At 66.1% G+C, this 17,158-nt stretch carries 17 protein-coding genes and 2 pseudogenes; 12 read left to right on the top strand and 7 right to left on the bottom strand.

Features of this window, described 5'->3' with window-relative positions:
* Positions 1-84 precede the first annotated feature (84 nt).
* A pseudogene (locus tag QP181_RS18065) lies at positions 85-408 on the top strand (copper chaperone PCu(A)C); the annotation flags it as partial.
* A gap of 111 nt (positions 409-519) precedes the next feature.
* On the top strand, positions 520-1,023 hold the full coding sequence (locus tag QP181_RS18060) for a vgr related protein (protein WP_333929680.1): 504 nt from the start codon (positions 520-522) through the stop codon (positions 1,021-1,023).
* A gap of 73 nt (positions 1,024-1,096) precedes the next feature.
* On the opposite strand, the gene QP181_RS18055 is transcribed toward QP181_RS18060, so the two are convergent.
* The 4 genes from QP181_RS18055 to hrcA all read right to left on the bottom strand — a co-directional run bounded on the left by QP181_RS18055 (position 1,097) and on the right by hrcA (position 4,450).
* Complete coding sequence (locus QP181_RS18055) at positions 1,097-1,336, bottom strand: hypothetical protein (RefSeq protein WP_333929376.1); 240 nt, start codon at positions 1,334-1,336, stop codon at positions 1,097-1,099.
* Between the two features lie 107 nt (positions 1,337-1,443).
* Positions 1,444-2,667, bottom strand: a complete 1,224-nt coding sequence (locus QP181_RS18050; protein ID WP_333929375.1) for a threonine synthase — start codon at positions 2,665-2,667, stop codon at positions 1,444-1,446.
* A gap of 174 nt (positions 2,668-2,841) precedes the next feature.
* Positions 2,842-3,381 (bottom strand): nucleotide exchange factor GrpE, encoded by a 540-nt coding sequence (gene grpE, locus QP181_RS18045; RefSeq protein WP_333929374.1) that lies wholly within the window; start codon positions 3,379-3,381, stop codon positions 2,842-2,844.
* A gap of 25 nt (positions 3,382-3,406) precedes the next feature.
* Entirely contained in the window at positions 3,407-4,450 is a 1,044-nt protein-coding gene (hrcA, locus tag QP181_RS18040; protein ID WP_333929373.1) for a heat-inducible transcriptional repressor HrcA, read from the bottom strand.
* A 214-nt stretch (positions 4,451-4,664) separates the two neighbouring features.
* On the opposite strand from hrcA, the gene rph reads away from it, so the two are divergent.
* Together rph and rdgB are read left to right on the top strand one after the other, a co-directional pair.
* The gene (gene rph / locus QP181_RS18035) at positions 4,665-5,381 is read left to right on the top strand and encodes a ribonuclease PH (RefSeq protein ID WP_056055360.1); all 717 of its coding nucleotides are present in this window, start codon (positions 4,665-4,667) and stop codon (positions 5,379-5,381) included.
* Positions 5,378-6,013: an RdgB/HAM1 family non-canonical purine NTP pyrophosphatase gene (rdgB, locus tag QP181_RS18030; RefSeq protein WP_333929372.1), complete on the top strand. Its 636-nt coding sequence runs from the start codon at positions 5,378-5,380 to the stop codon at positions 6,011-6,013. Before rph ends, rdgB begins: the two co-directional genes overlap by 4 nt.
* 129 nt (positions 6,014-6,142) lie before the next feature.
* On the opposite strand, the gene QP181_RS18025 is transcribed toward rdgB, so the two are convergent.
* Entirely contained in the window at positions 6,143-6,937 is a 795-nt protein-coding gene (locus tag QP181_RS18025; protein WP_443027566.1) for an EAL domain-containing protein, read from the bottom strand.
* A 66-nt stretch (positions 6,938-7,003) separates the two neighbouring features.
* A complete protein-coding gene (locus tag QP181_RS18020) occupies positions 7,004-7,561 on the bottom strand; it encodes a CAP domain-containing protein (protein ID WP_132737574.1) in 558 nt (185 codons plus the stop codon).
* 43 nt (positions 7,562-7,604) lie between these two features.
* Between QP181_RS18020 and hemW the strand changes: the two genes are divergently transcribed.
* From hemW to QP181_RS20160, 8 genes and pseudogenes are all read left to right on the top strand, one after another.
* Complete coding sequence (gene hemW / locus QP181_RS18015) at positions 7,605-8,777, top strand: radical SAM family heme chaperone HemW (RefSeq protein ID WP_333929371.1); 1,173 nt, start codon at positions 7,605-7,607, stop codon at positions 8,775-8,777.
* A gap of 145 nt (positions 8,778-8,922) precedes the next feature.
* Positions 8,923-9,663 (top strand): peptidylprolyl isomerase, encoded by a 741-nt coding sequence (locus tag QP181_RS18010; RefSeq protein ID WP_132737569.1) that lies wholly within the window; start codon positions 8,923-8,925, stop codon positions 9,661-9,663.
* Positions 9,664-9,670: 7 nt separating this feature from the next.
* Positions 9,671-10,696, top strand: a complete 1,026-nt coding sequence (gene queA, locus QP181_RS18005) for a tRNA preQ1(34) S-adenosylmethionine ribosyltransferase-isomerase QueA (protein WP_333929370.1) — start codon at positions 9,671-9,673, stop codon at positions 10,694-10,696.
* An 8-nt stretch (positions 10,697-10,704) separates the two neighbouring features.
* On the top strand, positions 10,705-11,160 hold the full coding sequence (locus QP181_RS18000; RefSeq protein ID WP_333929369.1) for an EF-hand domain-containing protein: 456 nt from the start codon (positions 10,705-10,707) through the stop codon (positions 11,158-11,160).
* A gap of 4 nt (positions 11,161-11,164) precedes the next feature.
* Positions 11,165-12,312 (top strand): annotated as a pseudogene (gene tgt, locus QP181_RS17995) (tRNA guanosine(34) transglycosylase Tgt).
* Entirely contained in the window at positions 12,309-12,506 is a 198-nt protein-coding gene (locus QP181_RS17990; protein ID WP_197978314.1) for a hypothetical protein, read from the top strand. Before tgt ends, QP181_RS17990 begins: the two are co-directional and overlap by 4 nt.
* Before the next feature lie 8 nt (positions 12,507-12,514).
* Complete coding sequence (locus tag QP181_RS17985) at positions 12,515-15,346, top strand: M16 family metallopeptidase (RefSeq protein ID WP_333929368.1); 2,832 nt, start codon at positions 12,515-12,517, stop codon at positions 15,344-15,346.
* Between the two features lie 635 nt (positions 15,347-15,981).
* Positions 15,982-16,518 (top strand): cell wall hydrolase, encoded by a 537-nt coding sequence (locus QP181_RS20160; protein WP_443027565.1) that lies wholly within the window; start codon positions 15,982-15,984, stop codon positions 16,516-16,518.
* A 385-nt stretch (positions 16,519-16,903) separates the two neighbouring features.
* Here QP181_RS20160 and QP181_RS17975 read toward each other — a convergent pair whose 3' ends face one another.
* Positions 16,904-17,128, bottom strand: a complete 225-nt coding sequence (locus QP181_RS17975; protein ID WP_333929367.1) for a hypothetical protein — start codon at positions 17,126-17,128, stop codon at positions 16,904-16,906.
* Positions 17,129-17,158: the final 30 nt, after the last annotated feature.

The raw sequence follows: 17,158 nt of genomic DNA, 5'->3' as shown, positions 1-17,158 counted from the left end.
CGCGATATAGGTGGCCTCGCGCTTGCCGCAAGATTGTATGGGTCATAGGATGCGCAAGAGGCAGCGCCCGGAGAAAAGTAACCTATGCGTATCGTTTTCGGACTGGGTGTTGCCGCGATGGCACTGGCGTCCTGCTCGCAGCCTAAGGAGTTGTCGGTCGACGGCGCCTGGGTGCGGCTCGGCGCGGTCACCGGGCGGCCCGCGGCGGCGTATTTCACGGTGCATGGGGGGCCCACACCTGCGACGCTGATCTCGGCCACGACCGACGTCGCGATCAAGTCGGAGATGCACGAGACGATGGACAAGGGCGGCATGTCGACGATGACGCCGCTGACCCGCGTGGAGATTCCGGCGAACACGGATGTGGCGTTCGCGCCGGGCGGGCGGCACGTGATGCTGTTCGACATGAATTCGGGGATCAAGCCCGCCGATCGCGTGACGCTGACGTTCGCGTTTGCCGATGGGACGCGAGATCATAAACAACGCGACCGTGGTCGCGGCGGGGACTCCGGTCGGGAAGTGAAGCGCACGCTGACCGAGGGGGAGACGGCGCTCGCGGCATCGGTGTTCGGGGGTGCGATCGATTACTCTTCGGTAAGTTTAGCGCGCAGCAAATGGGCGTTCTTCCAGCCGCGCGATACGGTGATGGCGCCACGCGGGTGCATCCACTTTCACCCCAAGGGCGATCTGTGGTGCGACGACTTCGCGCACGCGAACCTGACATTGCAGGGGCTGTTTATCCACGAGATGACGCACATCTGGCAACACCAGCGCGGCGTGTTCCTACCCTTGGCGCGGCATCCCTGGTGTCGGTACGACTATGCGTTCCGGCCCGGCGTGGCGCTGCACCGCTACGGGATCGAGCAGCAGGGCGAGATCGTGCGGCATGCCTTCCTGCTGCGTGCGGGCGCGAAGGTGGCGGGCGCACCGCCGCTTGAGCAATACGAGACAGTGTTGCCGTTTACGCCCGCTCGTCCCGCCAACACACCTCGTCATCCTGACGAAAGTCAGGATCCAGGGTAACTCAGCGGAACGATCGGGGCTCTGGATCCTGACTTTCGTCAGGATGACGGATTATGCGATGACGAGTCTGGCGTTACAGCCAGCTGCGCCCATCCGGCCCGGCACAGCCGTAAGGCGGCAACTGGCCCGGGAACCGCGCCTGCATCTTGTGACAGCCCCAAGCCCGCATGGGCCCCGGTGCATAGCCGTTCAGCGCGATGCCGACCTCGTCATACGGGCTAGAGCCCTGCGCGACGTACATGTACCAACGCCCGCCGAACATCACCGCCGCGGCGATGAGCACGACACAAACGACCTGGACGATTTTCTGCATTGAAGACCCCTTTTGTAAAGAAGGGCGCCCCGTTGCAGCCAACATGGATCAATTTCAACCACCGATCTGGTAGATCGCGATCCATCCAATCGGCAGAAATCCGCCGATTACAGCGCGTCGAAATCGATAGGTCGTGTTCTATCAAGCGCTTGCGGTGCTTCCGGCATCGGATATTTCAAACCGGTCGCACAGTTGAAAAGTACGACCTTGTCGTCCTCGTCGACCAGCCCGGTATTCAGTGCCTGATGATACGCCGCCAGCGTCGCGCCGCCCTCGGGGCATAGCAGCAGGCCGTCCTGCTTCGCCGCGGCGTCGACCGCCTTCAGGATCGCCGGATCGCCGACCGCCAGCGCCTGCCCGCCCGACTCCCGCACTGCGCGGAGGATCAGGAAGTCGCCGACCGCCTTCGGCACGCGAATGCCGGCCGCGACCGTGCTAGCATCTTCCCAACGCTCGGCATGCTCCTCGCCTGCCTCGAACGCGCGGACGATCGGCGCACACCCGCTCGCCTGCACCGCGAACATCTTCGGCCGCTCCGAGCCGATCCAGCCGAGCTTTTCGAGTTCGTCGAACGCCTTCCACATCCCGATCAGCCCGGTGCCGCCGCCGGTCGGGTAGAAGATCGCTTGCGGAAGTTTCCACCCGAACTGCGCGGCGAGTTCCAGCCCCATCGTCTTCTTGCCCTCGATTCTGTATGGCTCCTTCAACGTCGAGAAATCGAACCAGCGGCCCTCGGCAGCGCCCTTGCCGACGATCGCGCCGCAATCGTCGATCAGCCCGTTGACCCGCCAGACGCGCGCGCCCTGCATCGCGATCTCGCGCACGTTGATCTCGGGGGTGTCGTCCGGGCAGAACACGATCGTCTCGATCCCGCACCGCGTGGCGTAGGCCGCCAGCGCCGCGCCCGCATTGCCGTTGGTCGGCATCGCGATCTTGGTGACGCCAAGCTCCTTCGCCATCGCGACCGCCATGACGAGGCCGCGTGCCTTGAACGAACCGGTCGGGAGGCGGCCTTCGTCCTTCACGAGCACGTTGGGGCCGCCGGACTTGGTCAGCGGCACGAGTGGCGTCTCGATCTCGCCGAGGCTGACGATGTTGGATGTGTGGCGGACGGGGAGCAGCTCGCGCCACCGCCACAGATCGGTCGGCCGCGCCTCGATCGCGTCACGCGAGATCGCGGAGCGCACAGCATCGAGGTCGTAGCGCACTAGCAACGGCCGCCCCGCACGCGACAGCCCATGAAGCTGATCCGCCTCATACCGCTCGCCGGTGATCGAGCATTCGAGATGCGTGACGAAGGTCTGGCGATCGGTCGTGAGGTTCTGGTTCATGGACTGACTTTCAAATCCTCCCCTGCAAGGGGAGGGGGACCAGCGCAGCTGGTGGAGGGGCGTGCCGCGTTCGTAACGCTCGACGTAAGCCCCCGGCCGCAGATGGTACGCGGGAGGTGAGCCCCTCCACCACCACGCAAGCGCGTGGCGGTCCCCTCCCCGTTCCGGGGAGGATTACCCAGCCTTGGCGACGCCGACCATCGCCGGACGCAGCAGGCGGTCCTTGATCATGTAGCCCGCCTGCATTTCCTGGACGATCGTCCCGGCCGGCTGGTCGCTCGGGACCTCGAGCATCGCCTGGTGCTTGTTCGGATCGAGCATCTGGCCCTCCGCGGCGATCTTGGTGATCCCGTGGCGCTGGAACACGCTCTCCAGCTCGCGACCGGTCGCTTCGAGCCCGGTGACGAGCCCCTTCATCTTGTCGTCCGCACGCAGGTCGGCGGGAATCGCCGACAGCCCTCGCGAGAGGTTGTCCGCAACCGACAGCACGTCGCGCGCGAACGCGGTGGCGGCATAGGCGCGGGCATCCTGTGCTTCCTTCTCGGCGCGGCGGCGGACGTTCTGGATCTCCGCCTGTGCGTAGAGGACGTTCTGCTTGGCTTCCGCCAGCTGGTTCTCAAGCTCGGCGACGCGGTCGTTCGCAGCCACTTCCGGCGCATCTTCGGCGGTCTCTTCGCGCAGGTCGGCAGGAGCGTTCTGATCGGTATCGGACATGATGTTCCCTATGTTTGAGGCCGGCTCAACCCATCAACCGGGCGAGCGTTGCAGCCGTGAAATCCACCATGGGCACGACGCGCGCATAGTTCAACCGCGTCGGGCCTATGACGCCGACCACGCCAACCACCCGGCCGTCCAATCCGCGGAACGGTCGAGCGATCACCGAAGACCCCGACAACGCGAACAATTTGGTCTCCGCGCCGATGAAAATCCGCGTCGAATCACCGGCCCGCGCACTGTCCAGAAGCGATGCGACTTCCTGCTTTCCCTCGAGATCGTCGAGCAGGTCGCGGACCCGGTCGAGATCGGCGGCGGCAGCGGCGTCGATCAGCCGCCCCTGCCCGCGCACGATCAGCACTGGGCGGCGATCCGCATCCTCGCTCCACACCGCGATGCCGCGCTCGACCAGCGTCCGCGCCGCACCGTCGAGCGCCGCCTGCCCGTCCGCCAGCTCGCGCTCGATCCGGGTCCGCGCATCCGCCAGCGTCAGGCCCCCGAGCGTTGCCGACATGTAATTGCCCGCCTCGATCAGCGCGGACGGCGACATGCCCTTCGGCAGCGCGATCACGCGGTTCTCGACCGAGCCATCCTCACTTACCAGCACCGCCAGCGCCTGTTCCGGCGACAGCGCGACGAAGGCGATCTGGCGGAGCTTCAGTTCGCGCTTGGGCACCATCACCAGCCCCGCGCACGCCGACAGCCCCGAGAGCGCGAGCGTGGTCGCGGCGAGCGCCTCCTCCACCGGACCACCGACGCCGGCGCGGGCCTCGATCGTCTGGCGCTCCTCGAACGACGGCTCCATCGCCTGCATCATGCCGTCGACGAACAGTCGCAAGCCGCGGTCGGTCGGCATCCGGCCGGCGCTAATATGCGGGCTGGCGAGCAGACCGAGACCTTCGAGTTCGCCCATCACGCCGCGAATCGAGGCGGGGGAGAGGCTGAGGCCGGTCAGTTGCGCGATCGTCTTCGACCCGACCGGCGAGCCGCTCGCCAGGTAGCTGTCGACGACGGCACGAAAAATGTCGCGCGCGCGATCGGTCAGTTCGGTGACGGGGGGCGTGGCCATCGCTTTGATCTAGGGCGGATCCGGCGTCGTACAAAGGGGGAATGCGCACCCCGACCACTCCGTCATCCTGACGAAAGTCAGGATCCAGAGCCACGGAGGACGGAACTCGGTTACTCTGGATCCTGACTTTCGTCAGGATGACGGGGAAGGCTGGCGAGCACGGAAACGAAAGGCTAGGCAGCGGGCAACCACTCACTCCCGTTAGGATAAGACTATGCGCCCATCCGGCCGCGCCCCAGACCAGATGCGTGCGATCACGATCGAGCCGCGCTTCACCAAGCATGCCGAGGGCTCCGTCCTGATCGGCTTCGGCGACACCAAGGTGCTCGTCACCGCCAGCGTCGAGGAGAAAGTGCCGCCGTTCATGCGCGGCAAGGGCGAAGGCTGGGTGACCGCCGAATACGGCATGCTCCCGCGCGCTACCAACACGCGCAACAACCGCGAGGCCGCCAAGGGCAAGCAGTCGGGGCGCACGCAGGAAATCCAGCGACTGATCGGCCGTTCGCTTCGCGCCGTCGTCGACCTCAAGTTGCTCGGCGAGCGCCAGATCGTGATCGACTGCGACGTGATCCAGGCCGACGGCGGCACGCGCACCGCGTCGATCTCGGGCGGCTGGGTCGCGCTGCGGCTCGCGATCGACGGTCTGCTCGCGAGCGGCAAGCTGACCGCCGACCCGCTGACGCAGAAGGTCGCGGCGATCAGCTGCGGCATCTACCAGGGCAATCCGGTGCTCGACCTCGACTATATCGAGGATTCGGGCGCGGATGCGGACGCGAACTTCGTGCTGCTTGAGAACGGCAACATCGCCGAGGCGCAGGCGACCGCCGAGGGCGCGACGTACGACGAAGAGGCGCTGCTCCGCCTGCTCCGTCTCGCACGCATCGGCTGCACCGACATCTTCGCAGCCCAGGCGAAAGCCGTCGCCAAGTGAGCGGCGAGGGCAAGGAACCGCAGGCGATCCGCAAGCTTGCACCCGGCAAGCTGGTGATCGCCAGCCACAACAAGGGCAAGGTTCGCGAGATCGCCGCGCTTTTGGAAGGACGGGGGCTCGAAGTCGTCTCCGCCGCCGAGCTCGATCTGCCCGAGCCGATCGAGACGGGCACGACCTTCTTCGCGAATGCCGAACTGAAGGCGCGCTCGGCCGCCGACCTGTCGGGCTATCCAGCGCTCGCGGACGATAGCGGGCTGTGCGTCGATGCGCTGGGCGGCGATCCGGGCGTCTACACGGCCGACTGGGCGGAAACGCCGACCGGTCGCGACTGGATGATGGCGATGCAGAAGGTCGAGGACGCGGTCGCCGCAAAGGGCCCGGACGCGACGCGCGGCGCGCATTTCGTCAGCGTGCTCGCGCTCGCGTGGCCCGATGGTCACGTCGAATGGTTCGAAGGCCGTGCCGAAGGGACGCTGACCTGGCCGCCACGCGGCAATGTCGGGTTCGGCTACGACCCGGTGTTCGTGCCGCTCGGCTACGACCAGACTTATGCCGAGCTGCCACACGAAACGAAGAACGCCATCAGCCACCGCAACGAAGCGTTCAAACTGCTCGAAGCCGCGGTGTTCTGAAAATCTGGCGGCGGGGAACCTGCCGCCAGATTCTCGTCAATCTGACGAAAGTCAGGATCCAGGACAACGGGCGGTGCCCTTGATGGCTCTGGATCCTGACTTTCGTCAGGATGACGGAGCAGGTGTAGTTCAGACTGCGATCGCCTGCTTCACCGGCCACGTCACGGTAGGCAAAGCCTCGAACGCCGGTTTCGCCAGCAGATACCCTTGGATGTACCGCACGCCCAATGCCCGCAGTGCCTCGAACTCGCCAAGCGTCTCGACCCCCTCGGCAATCACCGCAATCCCCAACCCCGCGCACATCCGCAGCATCCCCTCGACGATCATCCGCCGCGGCAGGCTCGTGTCGATGTCGCGGATCAGCTCCATGTCGAGCTTGATGATGTCCGGCTGGAACCGCGCGAGCAGGTTCAGCCCCGCATGCCCCGCACCGAAATCGTCGAGCGCGGTGCCGAACCCCATCTTCTGATACGTCGCGATGATGTTCGCAACGTGCGCGGGATCGAGCATCTCCTCGTTCTCGGTGAACTCGAAGATCAGCCGATCGGTCGGCATCCCGACCGCGCCCGCGGTCTTGAGCGTCAACTGGATACACGCCGCCGGCGAATAGACCGCGTTCGGCAGGAAGTTGATCGACAGCCGTGCAGGCGTGTCGAGCAGCCCGGCCTTCACCGAGGCCTCGATAGCGCGCACCCGGCATTGCTGGTCGAACGCGTACAGGTTCTGCCCGTCGACCTGGCCCAGGACGCTCGCCGCCGACTGCCCCTCGGGCCCGCGCACCAGCGCCTCGTAGGCGAAGACCGTCTCCGTCTCGACATCGACGATCGGTTGGAACGCCATCGAGAAGGCGAACGACAGGCCAGCGCCATCACGACATCCGACGCAACCGATACGGGGAACATCGGGTTGGGGTAGTGGTTTCATTAAAGCAGGTTAGCCGAAACCACTTAATAAAATACCACCGCTCCAGAACTACCAGCTTGCTTCAGATCAATAAGCGCGCTCGCCGAACACGTTGCCGGGCGGGGAGTAACGGCACACCAGATAGTCGTCGGTCTTGTTGCTCGCCATCGCGCAGCCGACCTGGGTCGAGCCACGCCACACGATCTGCGTATAGTGCGCGACGTCCTCGAATTTGCCGGTGCGGCTGAATCCGGGCGTAGGCATGTTGATGAAATCACGCTTCTCGGCGACCCAGTGTCCCATCATCTCGGTGTACGCATAGGCGTAGCGCGTGCCGGTCCACAAATTCTCGCCCTCGCGCGTCATGCCCTGCGGTTGCGGGGCGTGCGCGAATTTCCGCGTGCGCGCCATCTCCTCGGCATAGGCGCGCGCGGTGGTCGCCAGCGTGTCGCTCCAGGTCAGCGGCGCCACGCCGACGGCGGCGCGGGCAGCGTTGTGGCCGTCCATCATCGCGGTCTTGAGCAGGCTCGCCCCGCGCGATGCCGGCGCCATCGATTCGCGCGGCTCGACGACTCGCTCGGGCCCCTGCGCACAGCCTGCCAGCAACAACGCCCCGACGATCGCCAAACCCATCCGTGCCGTCATTGCGCTTCCTTCGACCGCTCCGTGCGACCATATGCGCGAGATAATGCCCGTCTTCGAAACACCAAGCCCCCGCTCTGATTCCCCGGGCGACCTCGCGCTCTACGTCCACTGGCCGTTCTGCGTGTCGAAATGCCCGTATTGCGACTTCAACAGCCATGTTCGCGAAGAGGTGGACCAGGCGGCGTGGCGGGATGCGCTGCTCACCGACCTCGCGCATGAAGCGCGGGTGTTGCCGGGGCGCAAGTTGCAGTCGATCTTCTTCGGCGGTGGCACGCCCTCGCTGATGCCGCCCTCGACCGTGGCTGCCGTGCTGAATGCAGCAGAGAAGGCTTGGGGATTCGCCGACGGGATCGAGATCACCCTGGAGGCAAACCCATCTTCGGTCGAGGCAGCGCGATTTGCGGACCTGGCGCACGCTGGCGTGAACCGAGTGTCTCTCGGGCTACAATCACTCGATGACCAAGCGTTGAAATTCCTCGGCCGCGCGCATGACGTGAACGAGGGACAGGCCGCGCTCGCCACCGCGCAGAGCGTCTTTCCCCGCGTGAGTTTCGACCTGATCTATGCGCTCCCCGGCCAGCGGCTCGACGATTGGCGCGCGGAACTCGCGCACGCGCTTAGTCTGGGGACGGAGCATCTCTCGCTGTACCAGTTGACGATCGAAGCCGGCACGCGATTCGCCACCGAGGCGCTCGCGGGACGGATCGTGATCCCGGACGGCGACTCGGCGGCGGATCTGTTCGAGGCAACGCGTGCCGATACCGCAGCGGCAGGCTTGCCCGCGTACGAGACGTCGAACCATGCGCGACCGGGAGCGGAGAGCCGGCATAACCTCGCTTACTGGCGCTATCAGGATTATGCCGGGATCGGGCCGGGTGCGCATGGCCGACGCGGCGGGCTGGCGACGGTGCGGCGCAAGAAGCCGGAGAACTGGCTGGCCGCGATCGAGCGGAACGGCCACGGCATGGAAGTCGAGGATCCGCTGACGCCATCGACGCGCGCTACCGAGGCGCTGCTGATGGGATTGCGGCTCGCGGAAGGCGTCGATCTCGACCGCATCACCGCGCTCAACGATGGCATCGTGCCGGTGGATATCGCCGCAGTGGCACGGCTCGAGGCTCTTGGCTTGATCGTGCACACCCCCGGTCGACTGCGCGTCACCGACGGGGGTGCGTTGCTGCTCGACGCGATCCTGCCCGAGATCGTCACCGCCTGACCCGTCGCCCTCAAACCTGACCCGTCACCTTCGAACCTGACTCTTCGGCGTCAGAGACGCGGTCACGTTCAGATTGGCGCAAGCGGGGATTTGCTCTAGGTGGCGGCAGCCCGGTTGCGCCGGGCCTCTTGCGAGTGGGAATTTGATGCGCTTTTTCGTCGGAATGTTCGCGTTGCTCGGGTGCCTGGTCACGGTGCCGGTCGCGGCGCAGAAGAAGGAAGTCGTGGCGCCTGCCGTTCGCGCGACCCCGCCGCTGACCACGGATACGCAGAATCTGCTGCTGCTCGATCTGTCGACGGGTGGCCGCGTGACGATCTGGCTGCGGCCCGACGTCGCGCCGCTGATGGTCGAGCGGATCAAGACGCTCACCCGCCAGCATTTCTATGACGGCCTCGCGTTTCACCGCGTGATCGACGGCTTCATGGCGCAGGGCGGCGATCCCAAGGGCGACGGCACCGGTGGCTCGACGCTCCCCGATCTCAAGGCCGAGTTCAACTACCTGCCGCATGTCCGCGGCGCAGTGTCGGCGGCACGGTCGGACAAGGAGGACAGTGCGAACAGCCAGTTCTTCATCGTCTTCCAGCCGCGCCTCAGCCTCGACAAGAAGTACACCGTGTTCGGTCGCGTGATCGACGGGATGCAGTATGTCGACGCTATCCAGCGCGGCGAGCCGCCGGCGAACCCGTCGCGGATCGTCCATGCGTATATCGCGGCGGACAATCCTCCGGCGTATGTCGCCGGCCCACCTGCCCCTGCGCTGGGTGCGCCGGTGACGTTGCCGGGAACGGCGTCTGGTCCGAACGCGGCAGCGCCCAAGCTCGCGCCAGCTGCTCGCAAGGCGCCCACTGCCAAGCCTGCGGCCAAGAAGGCCCCCGCCAAGAAGTGAGACTCCGTTGAACGTCGACCTTTTCGACTTCGACCTGCCGACCGACAACATCGCGCTACGCCCCGCGGCGCCGCGCGATGCTGCGCGGATGCTGGTGCTCGAAGGTGATCGCACCACGGATGCAGGCGTGTCCGACCTGCCGTCGCTGTTGCGGCGCGGCGATCTGCTCGTGTTCAACGATACGCGCGTGATCCCGGCGCAGTTGGACGGGCGGCGCGGCGACGCGAAGATCGGCGCGACCTTGCACAAGCGCGAGGGGCCGCGGCGATGGCGCGCGTTCATCCGCAATGCGCGGCGCCTGCGCGACGGCGACGTGATCGACTTCGGCAACGGCGTCAGCGCGGCGGCGGTCGATCGCGAGGACGATGGGAGCTACGCGCTGGTGTTCGCGGGCGACGAACCGGTCGAACTGCTCCTGGAGCGCGCGGGCCACATGCCCCTGCCCCCGTACATCGCCGGCAAGCGTGCTACAGACGAACGCGATGCGGACGATTACCAGACGATGTTCGCATCCGAGCCGGGGGCGGTCGCAGCGCCGACGGCTGCGTTGCACTTCACGCCGAAGTTGATGGCGGCGCTCAAGGCGGCGGGGATCGAGCATGCGACGCTGACGCTGCATGTCGGCGCGGGGACGTTCCTTCCCGTGAAGGCGACCCACACGACCGAGCATCGGATGCACGCCGAGTGGGGCCGGATCGATGCCGCCACCGCCGATCGGCTCAACGCGGTCCGCGCGAACAAGGGTCGCGTGATCGCGGTCGGGACGACGTCGTTGCGGTTGATCGAGAGCGCGACCGGCGAGGACGACGTGATCCGTCCGTTCGACGGCGACACCGCGATCTTCATCACGCCGGGATACCGGTTCCGCGGGATCGACGGCTTGATGACCAATTTCCACCTCCCGCGCTCGACGTTGTTCATGCTCGTGTCGGCGCTGATGGGGCGCGAGCGGATGCAGGCGGCGTATGCGCATGCGATCGCCGGGAAGTATCGCTTCTACAGCTATGGCGACGCCTCGCTTCTGCTGCCATGACGGGCGGCATGCTGCTTGCTCTTGTCTTGCTCCAGGCTATCGTTGCTGCACCGCCGCCCGCGGGTACGCCGCAACCGCCCGCGACGATATTCGCCGAGCCTGCCGCGCTGTTCATCGCCGCATGTGATGCGAATGGCGATGGCCGCGTGACGCAGGCCGAGCTGACCGCGTGCGTCGCGCGCAGCTACGCCACTGCCGAGGGCGCTTCGACAGGCTCTATTGGGTACATCGCCTACGCGGATTGGGCACAAGCCTGGCTAGGCGATCGCAACGCGTTACCGAGCCCGTTCGAAGTCGATCGCGACGGCGACAACAGGATCACGCTGCCCGAGCTCCAGGCGCGGTTCGCGCAATTCTTCGCGCGGTTCGACCGCGACAAGGATGGTGTACTGACACGCGCCGAACTCATCACCATCCGCGGCGCGCCGGTCGGCGATCGCTACGGCATCCGCAAGAAACGCTGATACCATGACCCGTCCCCGCTTCGACTTCACCATCTCCGCCACCGACGGCAAGGCGCGCACCGGCGTCATCGCGATGCAGCGCGGCGATATTCGCACGCCGGCGTTCATGCCGGTCGGCACCGCGGCCACCGTCAAGGGGATGAAACCCGCCGACGTCGTCGGTGCGGGTGCGGACATCATCCTCGGCAACACCTATCATTTGATGTTGCGGCCGGGTGCCGAGCGGGTTGCGCGGCTGGGTGGTCTGCACGCGTTTTCTGGCTGGTCAAAGCCGATCCTGACCGATTCCGGCGGGTATCAGGTGATGAGCCTTGCCGACCTGACGAAGCGCTCCGAGGAAGGCGTATCGTTCAAGTCGCACCTCGACGGCACGCGGCATCTCCTAAGCCCCGAGCGGTCGATCGAGATCCAGCGGTTGCTCGGCTCGAACATCGTCATGGCGTTCGACGAACTGGTGCCGACGACGTCGACGCGAGAAGTGCAGGCCGCGGCGATGGAGCGATCGATGCGTTGGGCGAAGCGGTCGCGCGCGGCGTTCGACGCGGGTGAAGATCATGCCGAGAACAATGCGATCTTCGGCATCCAGCAGGGAGCGCTGAACGAGGGCTTCCGCAAGTCATCGGCGGATGCGCTGATCGATATCGGCTTCGACGGCTACGCGGTCGGCGGGCTGGCGGTCGGGGAAGGCCAAGAGGCGATGTTCGGATGTCTCGACTTCGCGCCGGACCAGTTGCCTGCCGAAAAGCCGCGCTATCTGATGGGCGTCGGCAAGCCCGACGACATCGTCGGCGCGGTCGAGCGCGGGATCGACATGTTCGATTGCGTGATGCCCACGCGGTCCGGGCGGACCGGCCAGGCGTTCACGAGGACCGGGCCGATCAACATCCGCAATGCGAAGTTCGCCGAGGACATGGGGCCGCTCGATCCGGCCTGTCCCTGCCCGGTCTGCGCGACCTGGGGCGGGCGTATCTGCATCATCTGGTACGGTCGGGCGAAATGCTTGGCGCAATGCTGATGACGGAGCATAACATCTGGTTCTACGAAACGCTGATGGCGGATCTGCGGGCGGCGATCGCCTCGGGCACGCTGACGCAGTTCGCGAATGATTTCCGTGGCGTGTATGCCCGGAAGAGTGAAGGAGAGCCCAAGTGACCATCAAGATCGACAGCGACACCCCGAACGAGATCCTCGCCGCCGCGAAGGAGGCGAAGCTGCAGGCCGAAGCCGCCGCGCACAACGCCGCCGAGAAGGCGAAGAGCTGGCCGCTCGCGAAGATCGGACTGGGCGTCGGCATTGGCTCGGCGGCGATCGCAGGCGCTGTGCTGTTCGCGAACCGCAACAAGTAAGGATTCCGATGCGCCTCCTCCGCTCCGCGTTGCTGTTGACCGCAGCATGTCTTCCCGTAGCGGTGGTGGCGCAGACCGCACCTGCCCCGACCCAGGTGTTGGTCAAGCCGATCGCCTATACCGAGCGCACCCTGCCGAACGGCCTGCGCGTCTATGCGATCCGTGACACGGGCACGCCGAACGTGTCGGTGCAGGTCTGGTACGATGTCGGCTCGAAGGACGATCCCAAGGGCAAGTCCGGCTTTGCGCACATGTTCGAACACCTCATGTTCAAGTCGACGCGCAACCTCGTGTCGGAACAGATGGACCGGCTGACCGAGGACGTCGGCGGCTACAACAACGCCTCGACCAACGACGACTATACAAATTACTACGAGGTCATTCCGGCCAACCACCTCCAGCGGCTGCTGTTCGCAGAAGCCGACCGGATGGCGAGCCTCGTCGTCGAGCCCAAAAGCTTCGGCTCGGAGCGCGACGTGGTGAAGGAGGAACTGCGCCAGCGGACGCTCGCCCAGCCTTACGGCAAGCTGTTCTCGATTTATTATCCCGAGCTCGCCTATCAGGTTCATCCCTATGCGAGGCCTGGGATCGGCAGCCTGGAGAATTTGGAAGCCGCCGGGATCGACGACGTCCGCGCGTTCCATGCGACCTATTATCGACCCGACAATGCGATCCTCGTCGTGTCCGGCAATTTCGATCCGGCGCAGCTTAACGGCTGGGTCGACCAGTATTTCGCGGGCATCAAGAAGCCGACCGCGGCGATCCCGCGCGTGACGGTAGCGGAGCCCGCGCGGACCAAGGCCGTCACGCGGACGGTGTACGAGCCGAACACGCCGTTGCCCGCGGTGCTGGTCAGCTATCACCTGCCCCCGGATCGCGACGCCGACATTCCCGCGCTGATGGTCCTGAAGGCGGTGCTGGCGACGGGCGAGAGTTCGCGGCTGTACGAGAGCGTCGTGTACCGTGACCAGCTCGCGCAGTCGGCCGAGGCGTTCCTCGATACCAAGCAGGCGACTGGCAACATGGTCGTCTACGCCATCCTTGCGGGCGGCAAGACGGTCGAGGCGGGCGAGACCGCGTTGAAGCGCGAGATAGCCCGGTTCCGCGATGCGCCGGTGACCGCCGCCGAACTGGCCGAGGCGAAGGACGAGATCCTGACTCAGTCGATCCAGTCACGCGAGACCGCCGAGGGGAAAGCGAGCACGCTGGCCTCCGCCGTGCTGGTCGACGGTGATCCGCAAGCAGCGGACAAGCAACTTGCAGCGATTGCGCGGGTAACGGCGGCGGATATCCAGCGCGTGGCGCGGAAGTATCTGGGCGAGAACCAGTCGGCGACGATCCGGTACATGCCGCTTGCCGCCAAGCCCCCGGCCGGCGTTACCGATACGATCGCGATAGCGCCGACCGTGCAGGTTGCCGACCTGAAGGCGCCTGCGAATATCGAGATCGTGACGCCTGCGTCCGAAGGCCAGCGCGTCCGGCCGCCCGCACCGAGCGCGTCGGTTTCCCCGACGATCCCGCAGCCGGTGGAGACGCGGCTTAGGAACGGCATGCGGCTGGTGACGGTCGAGCGGCACGACCTGCCGATCGTCACCGCCTATCTGGTGACCGCGGGCGGCGCGGCGACCGATCCGGCGAACCGCGCAGGTGTGAGCAGTCTGTCGGCGGAGTTGCTCACCAAGGGCACGAAGACACGCTCGGCAACGCAGATCGCGCGGGCGGTCGAGGGGCTTGGCGGAGCGATCGGCAGTTCGGCGGGAAGCGATGGCGCAGCGGTCGACGTGACCGTGAAGTCGGACCAGCTCGCACCGGCGATGGCAATCCTCGCAGATGTCGCGATCAACCCGGCGTTTGCGTCCGAGGAGATCGAGCGTGCGCGGACGCAGCAGATCGACGCGGTAACGCTGGCGTTGAAGGATCCGGCGCAGGTCGCAGGGCTCGTTGCGGATCGGGCCGTCCTCGGCGCGTCGCCTTATGGCGCACCGAACGGAGGCACGCCATTGTCGCTCAAGGCGATTACGCGAAACGACATTACCGCGGCGTATGCGCGGAGTTTCCAGCCGGGTCAGGCGACGCTGATCATGGTCGGCGACGTCACCGCGGCGCAGGCGAAGACGCTTGCTGAGGCACAGTTCGGCGGGTGGACATCGGGCAACACCGTGGCAGCCGCGGCGCCCCAGGTCACCTACCCTAAGCCTCGGGTGATCGTCGTCGACATGCCCGAAGCGGGTCAGGCGGGCGTCGTGGTGGCGCGGCCGGCAATCGCGCGGAACGATCCGCGCTATTATCCTCTGGCGGTCGGCAACACGGTGCTGGGCGGCGGCTTCTCGTCGCGGTTGAACCAGGAAATCCGGATCAAGCGCGGGCTGGCCTATGGCGCGGGCAGCGGGCTCGATGCGGGGAAGACGCAGGGCACGGTCGCGGCGCGGACGCAGACCAAGAACCCGACCGCCGCCGAAGTGGTGACGCTGATCGCCGCGGAGATGACGCGGATGGGGTCAGCCCCCGTCCCTGCCACTGAACTCGACACGCGCAAGGCGGTGCTCGTCGGCAATTTCGGACGCGGGATCGAGACGACGTCAGGCGTTGCCGGTATCCTCGGCGCCTATGTCCAGAACGGCGTGCCGCTGGACGAACTGCAACGCTATACCGGTGCGGTCGGCGCGGTCGATCCGGCATTGGTGCAGGCCGCTGCGGTCGCGTTGCTAGACCCGAAAGCGGCCAGTATCGTCGTCGTCGGCGATGCCAAACAGTTCATCGAGCCCTTGCGCAAGGCCTATCCGAACGTCGAGGTGATCCCCGAGGCTGCCTTGAAACTCGATACCGCAACCTTGCGCTGACGATCTTCGCCTGAACGCACCGCCTCGTGTAGCATTCCGCTGCCGATTGGGACGATCGTCCCGCGGTGGGACGGACGGAATCGGCGGGCGATCCTGCGCGCGATATCGGTTACACGGAATCTTCATGCTCGTCGGGGCATTCCCCCGTGGACAGATTTCGAGGTGGCAGGGTGCGCGTTCGGGTGCAGACGGTTCGGGCGATGCATCGCATCTGGTTGGCGATGGTCGCCACGGTGCTGGTGATCGGCGCCGGCATGTCTGCCCACGCCGCGCTGCGCGGAATCTCTGCCCGGAATGCCGCGCGGGACCGGGCTATGGTCGCCACGGCGACGCCCGTATCGGTCTCGGCCCCCTCCCCGATCAGGAAATCGCGGCACCTGCGAGCGGTGTCACCGGCACGATCGACCTGCCCGCCTTGCCGATTCCAGCCGGGGCGGCGCTCGATGCCGGCGTGGTCCCGGCGCGGCCCTTCTCGATGGTGGGCGCGTCGGCGATCGACCGCGACCGCGCGATCCAGTGCCTGACCGCCGCAATCTACTACGAAGCCGCCTCCGAACCCGATTCAGGGCAGCAGGCGGTGGCGCAGGTCATCCTCAACCGCGCGCCATCCTGCCTTTCCAGGGACGGTATGCGGCGTGGTGTACCAAGGCTCCGAGCATGCCGGCTGCCAGTTCAGCTTCGCCTGCGACGGGGCGATGGCGCGTATCCCGGCGCGGGCGGCGTGGCTACGCGCGGCGCGCGCTGCGGGCATGGCTCTCGCGGGCTATGTCTACGCGCCGGTCGGGCTCGCAACGCATTACCATACCTATGCGGTGACGCCGGCATGGAACCGCAGCATGGTGATGACCGACGTGGTCGGCGCGCATTTCTTCCATCGCTGGAAGGGGTATTGGGGCACTTCGGCGGCGTTCACCCAACGCTATGCCGGTGGCGAACCGCTCCCGGGACCGCACATGATGGTGCAGCCAATCACTCCCTCGACGCCGACGCCGCAGATGATTGCCGCGGCAACGGCGGCGGCGGTTACGGTCTCCGCACCGTCTGCACCAGTGGTGGTTGCGGACGCCAAGCACGCCTACGCCAAGACGACTGCCGCCGTTGCCGCTGACATGCTGCCACCTGAATCGCAAATCCTCGACCGGTGGAAAGACTCCGGTAAGCCGCTGAAATAGCGGCGGCGTCGATCTTCACCTGATCAGAGCGTTCTAAACGCCCCTCAACCTTGCTACCGAACTTCGCGGCGGACTCTCCCCTATGTTGAGATCGAGAGAATGCTTGTTCAGCTTCCGGTGGTCACCGCAGTGCCGCTCAGTCTGACAGAAGATTGGTTCGCGCAGAGGCGCAGAGGACGCTGAGGAGGTTCGCTCGGGGTGATGGAGCTGGCGTTACCAGAGTTTTGGGGAACCTCCGGTTCGGCTGGGAACCTCCGCGCTCTCTGCGCCTCTGCGCGAACCCATTCTGCCTTCAGCTTTTTACTTCTGTGCTATCAAAGCAAAACCCGAGCGCATCGCTGCACCCGGGTTCAATCTAGCTCAACCGAGATCCGTACGCGCTTACTCAGCGGGGACCATCGATGGCGTGCCGATCATCATGCGCTCGCCACCGGGAGGGGCAGCTTCGCGCGGCGCGGAGGATTTGGGTGCGTTCGGCGCGCGAGGCCATGTCGTCCCAGGCCTTTTCGGCGCGGCGGCAGCGATCGCGGACGTTGTCGAGGAGGGCGGCATCGCCGTTGCGACGCTCTTCATCAGCGCGGGCCCGGTAAAATTCTGGATTATCGGCCATGCTGGTGCGCTCCTGCGGGAAATTTCAAAG

Origin of the sequence: Sphingomonas sp. LR55 (assembly GCF_036856015.1) — a bacterium.
Classification (GTDB): domain Bacteria; phylum Pseudomonadota; class Alphaproteobacteria; order Sphingomonadales; family Sphingomonadaceae; genus Sphingomonas.
Note: the sequence above shows the minus strand (reverse complement) of the source record. Positions and strands in the feature narration are given on the sequence as shown.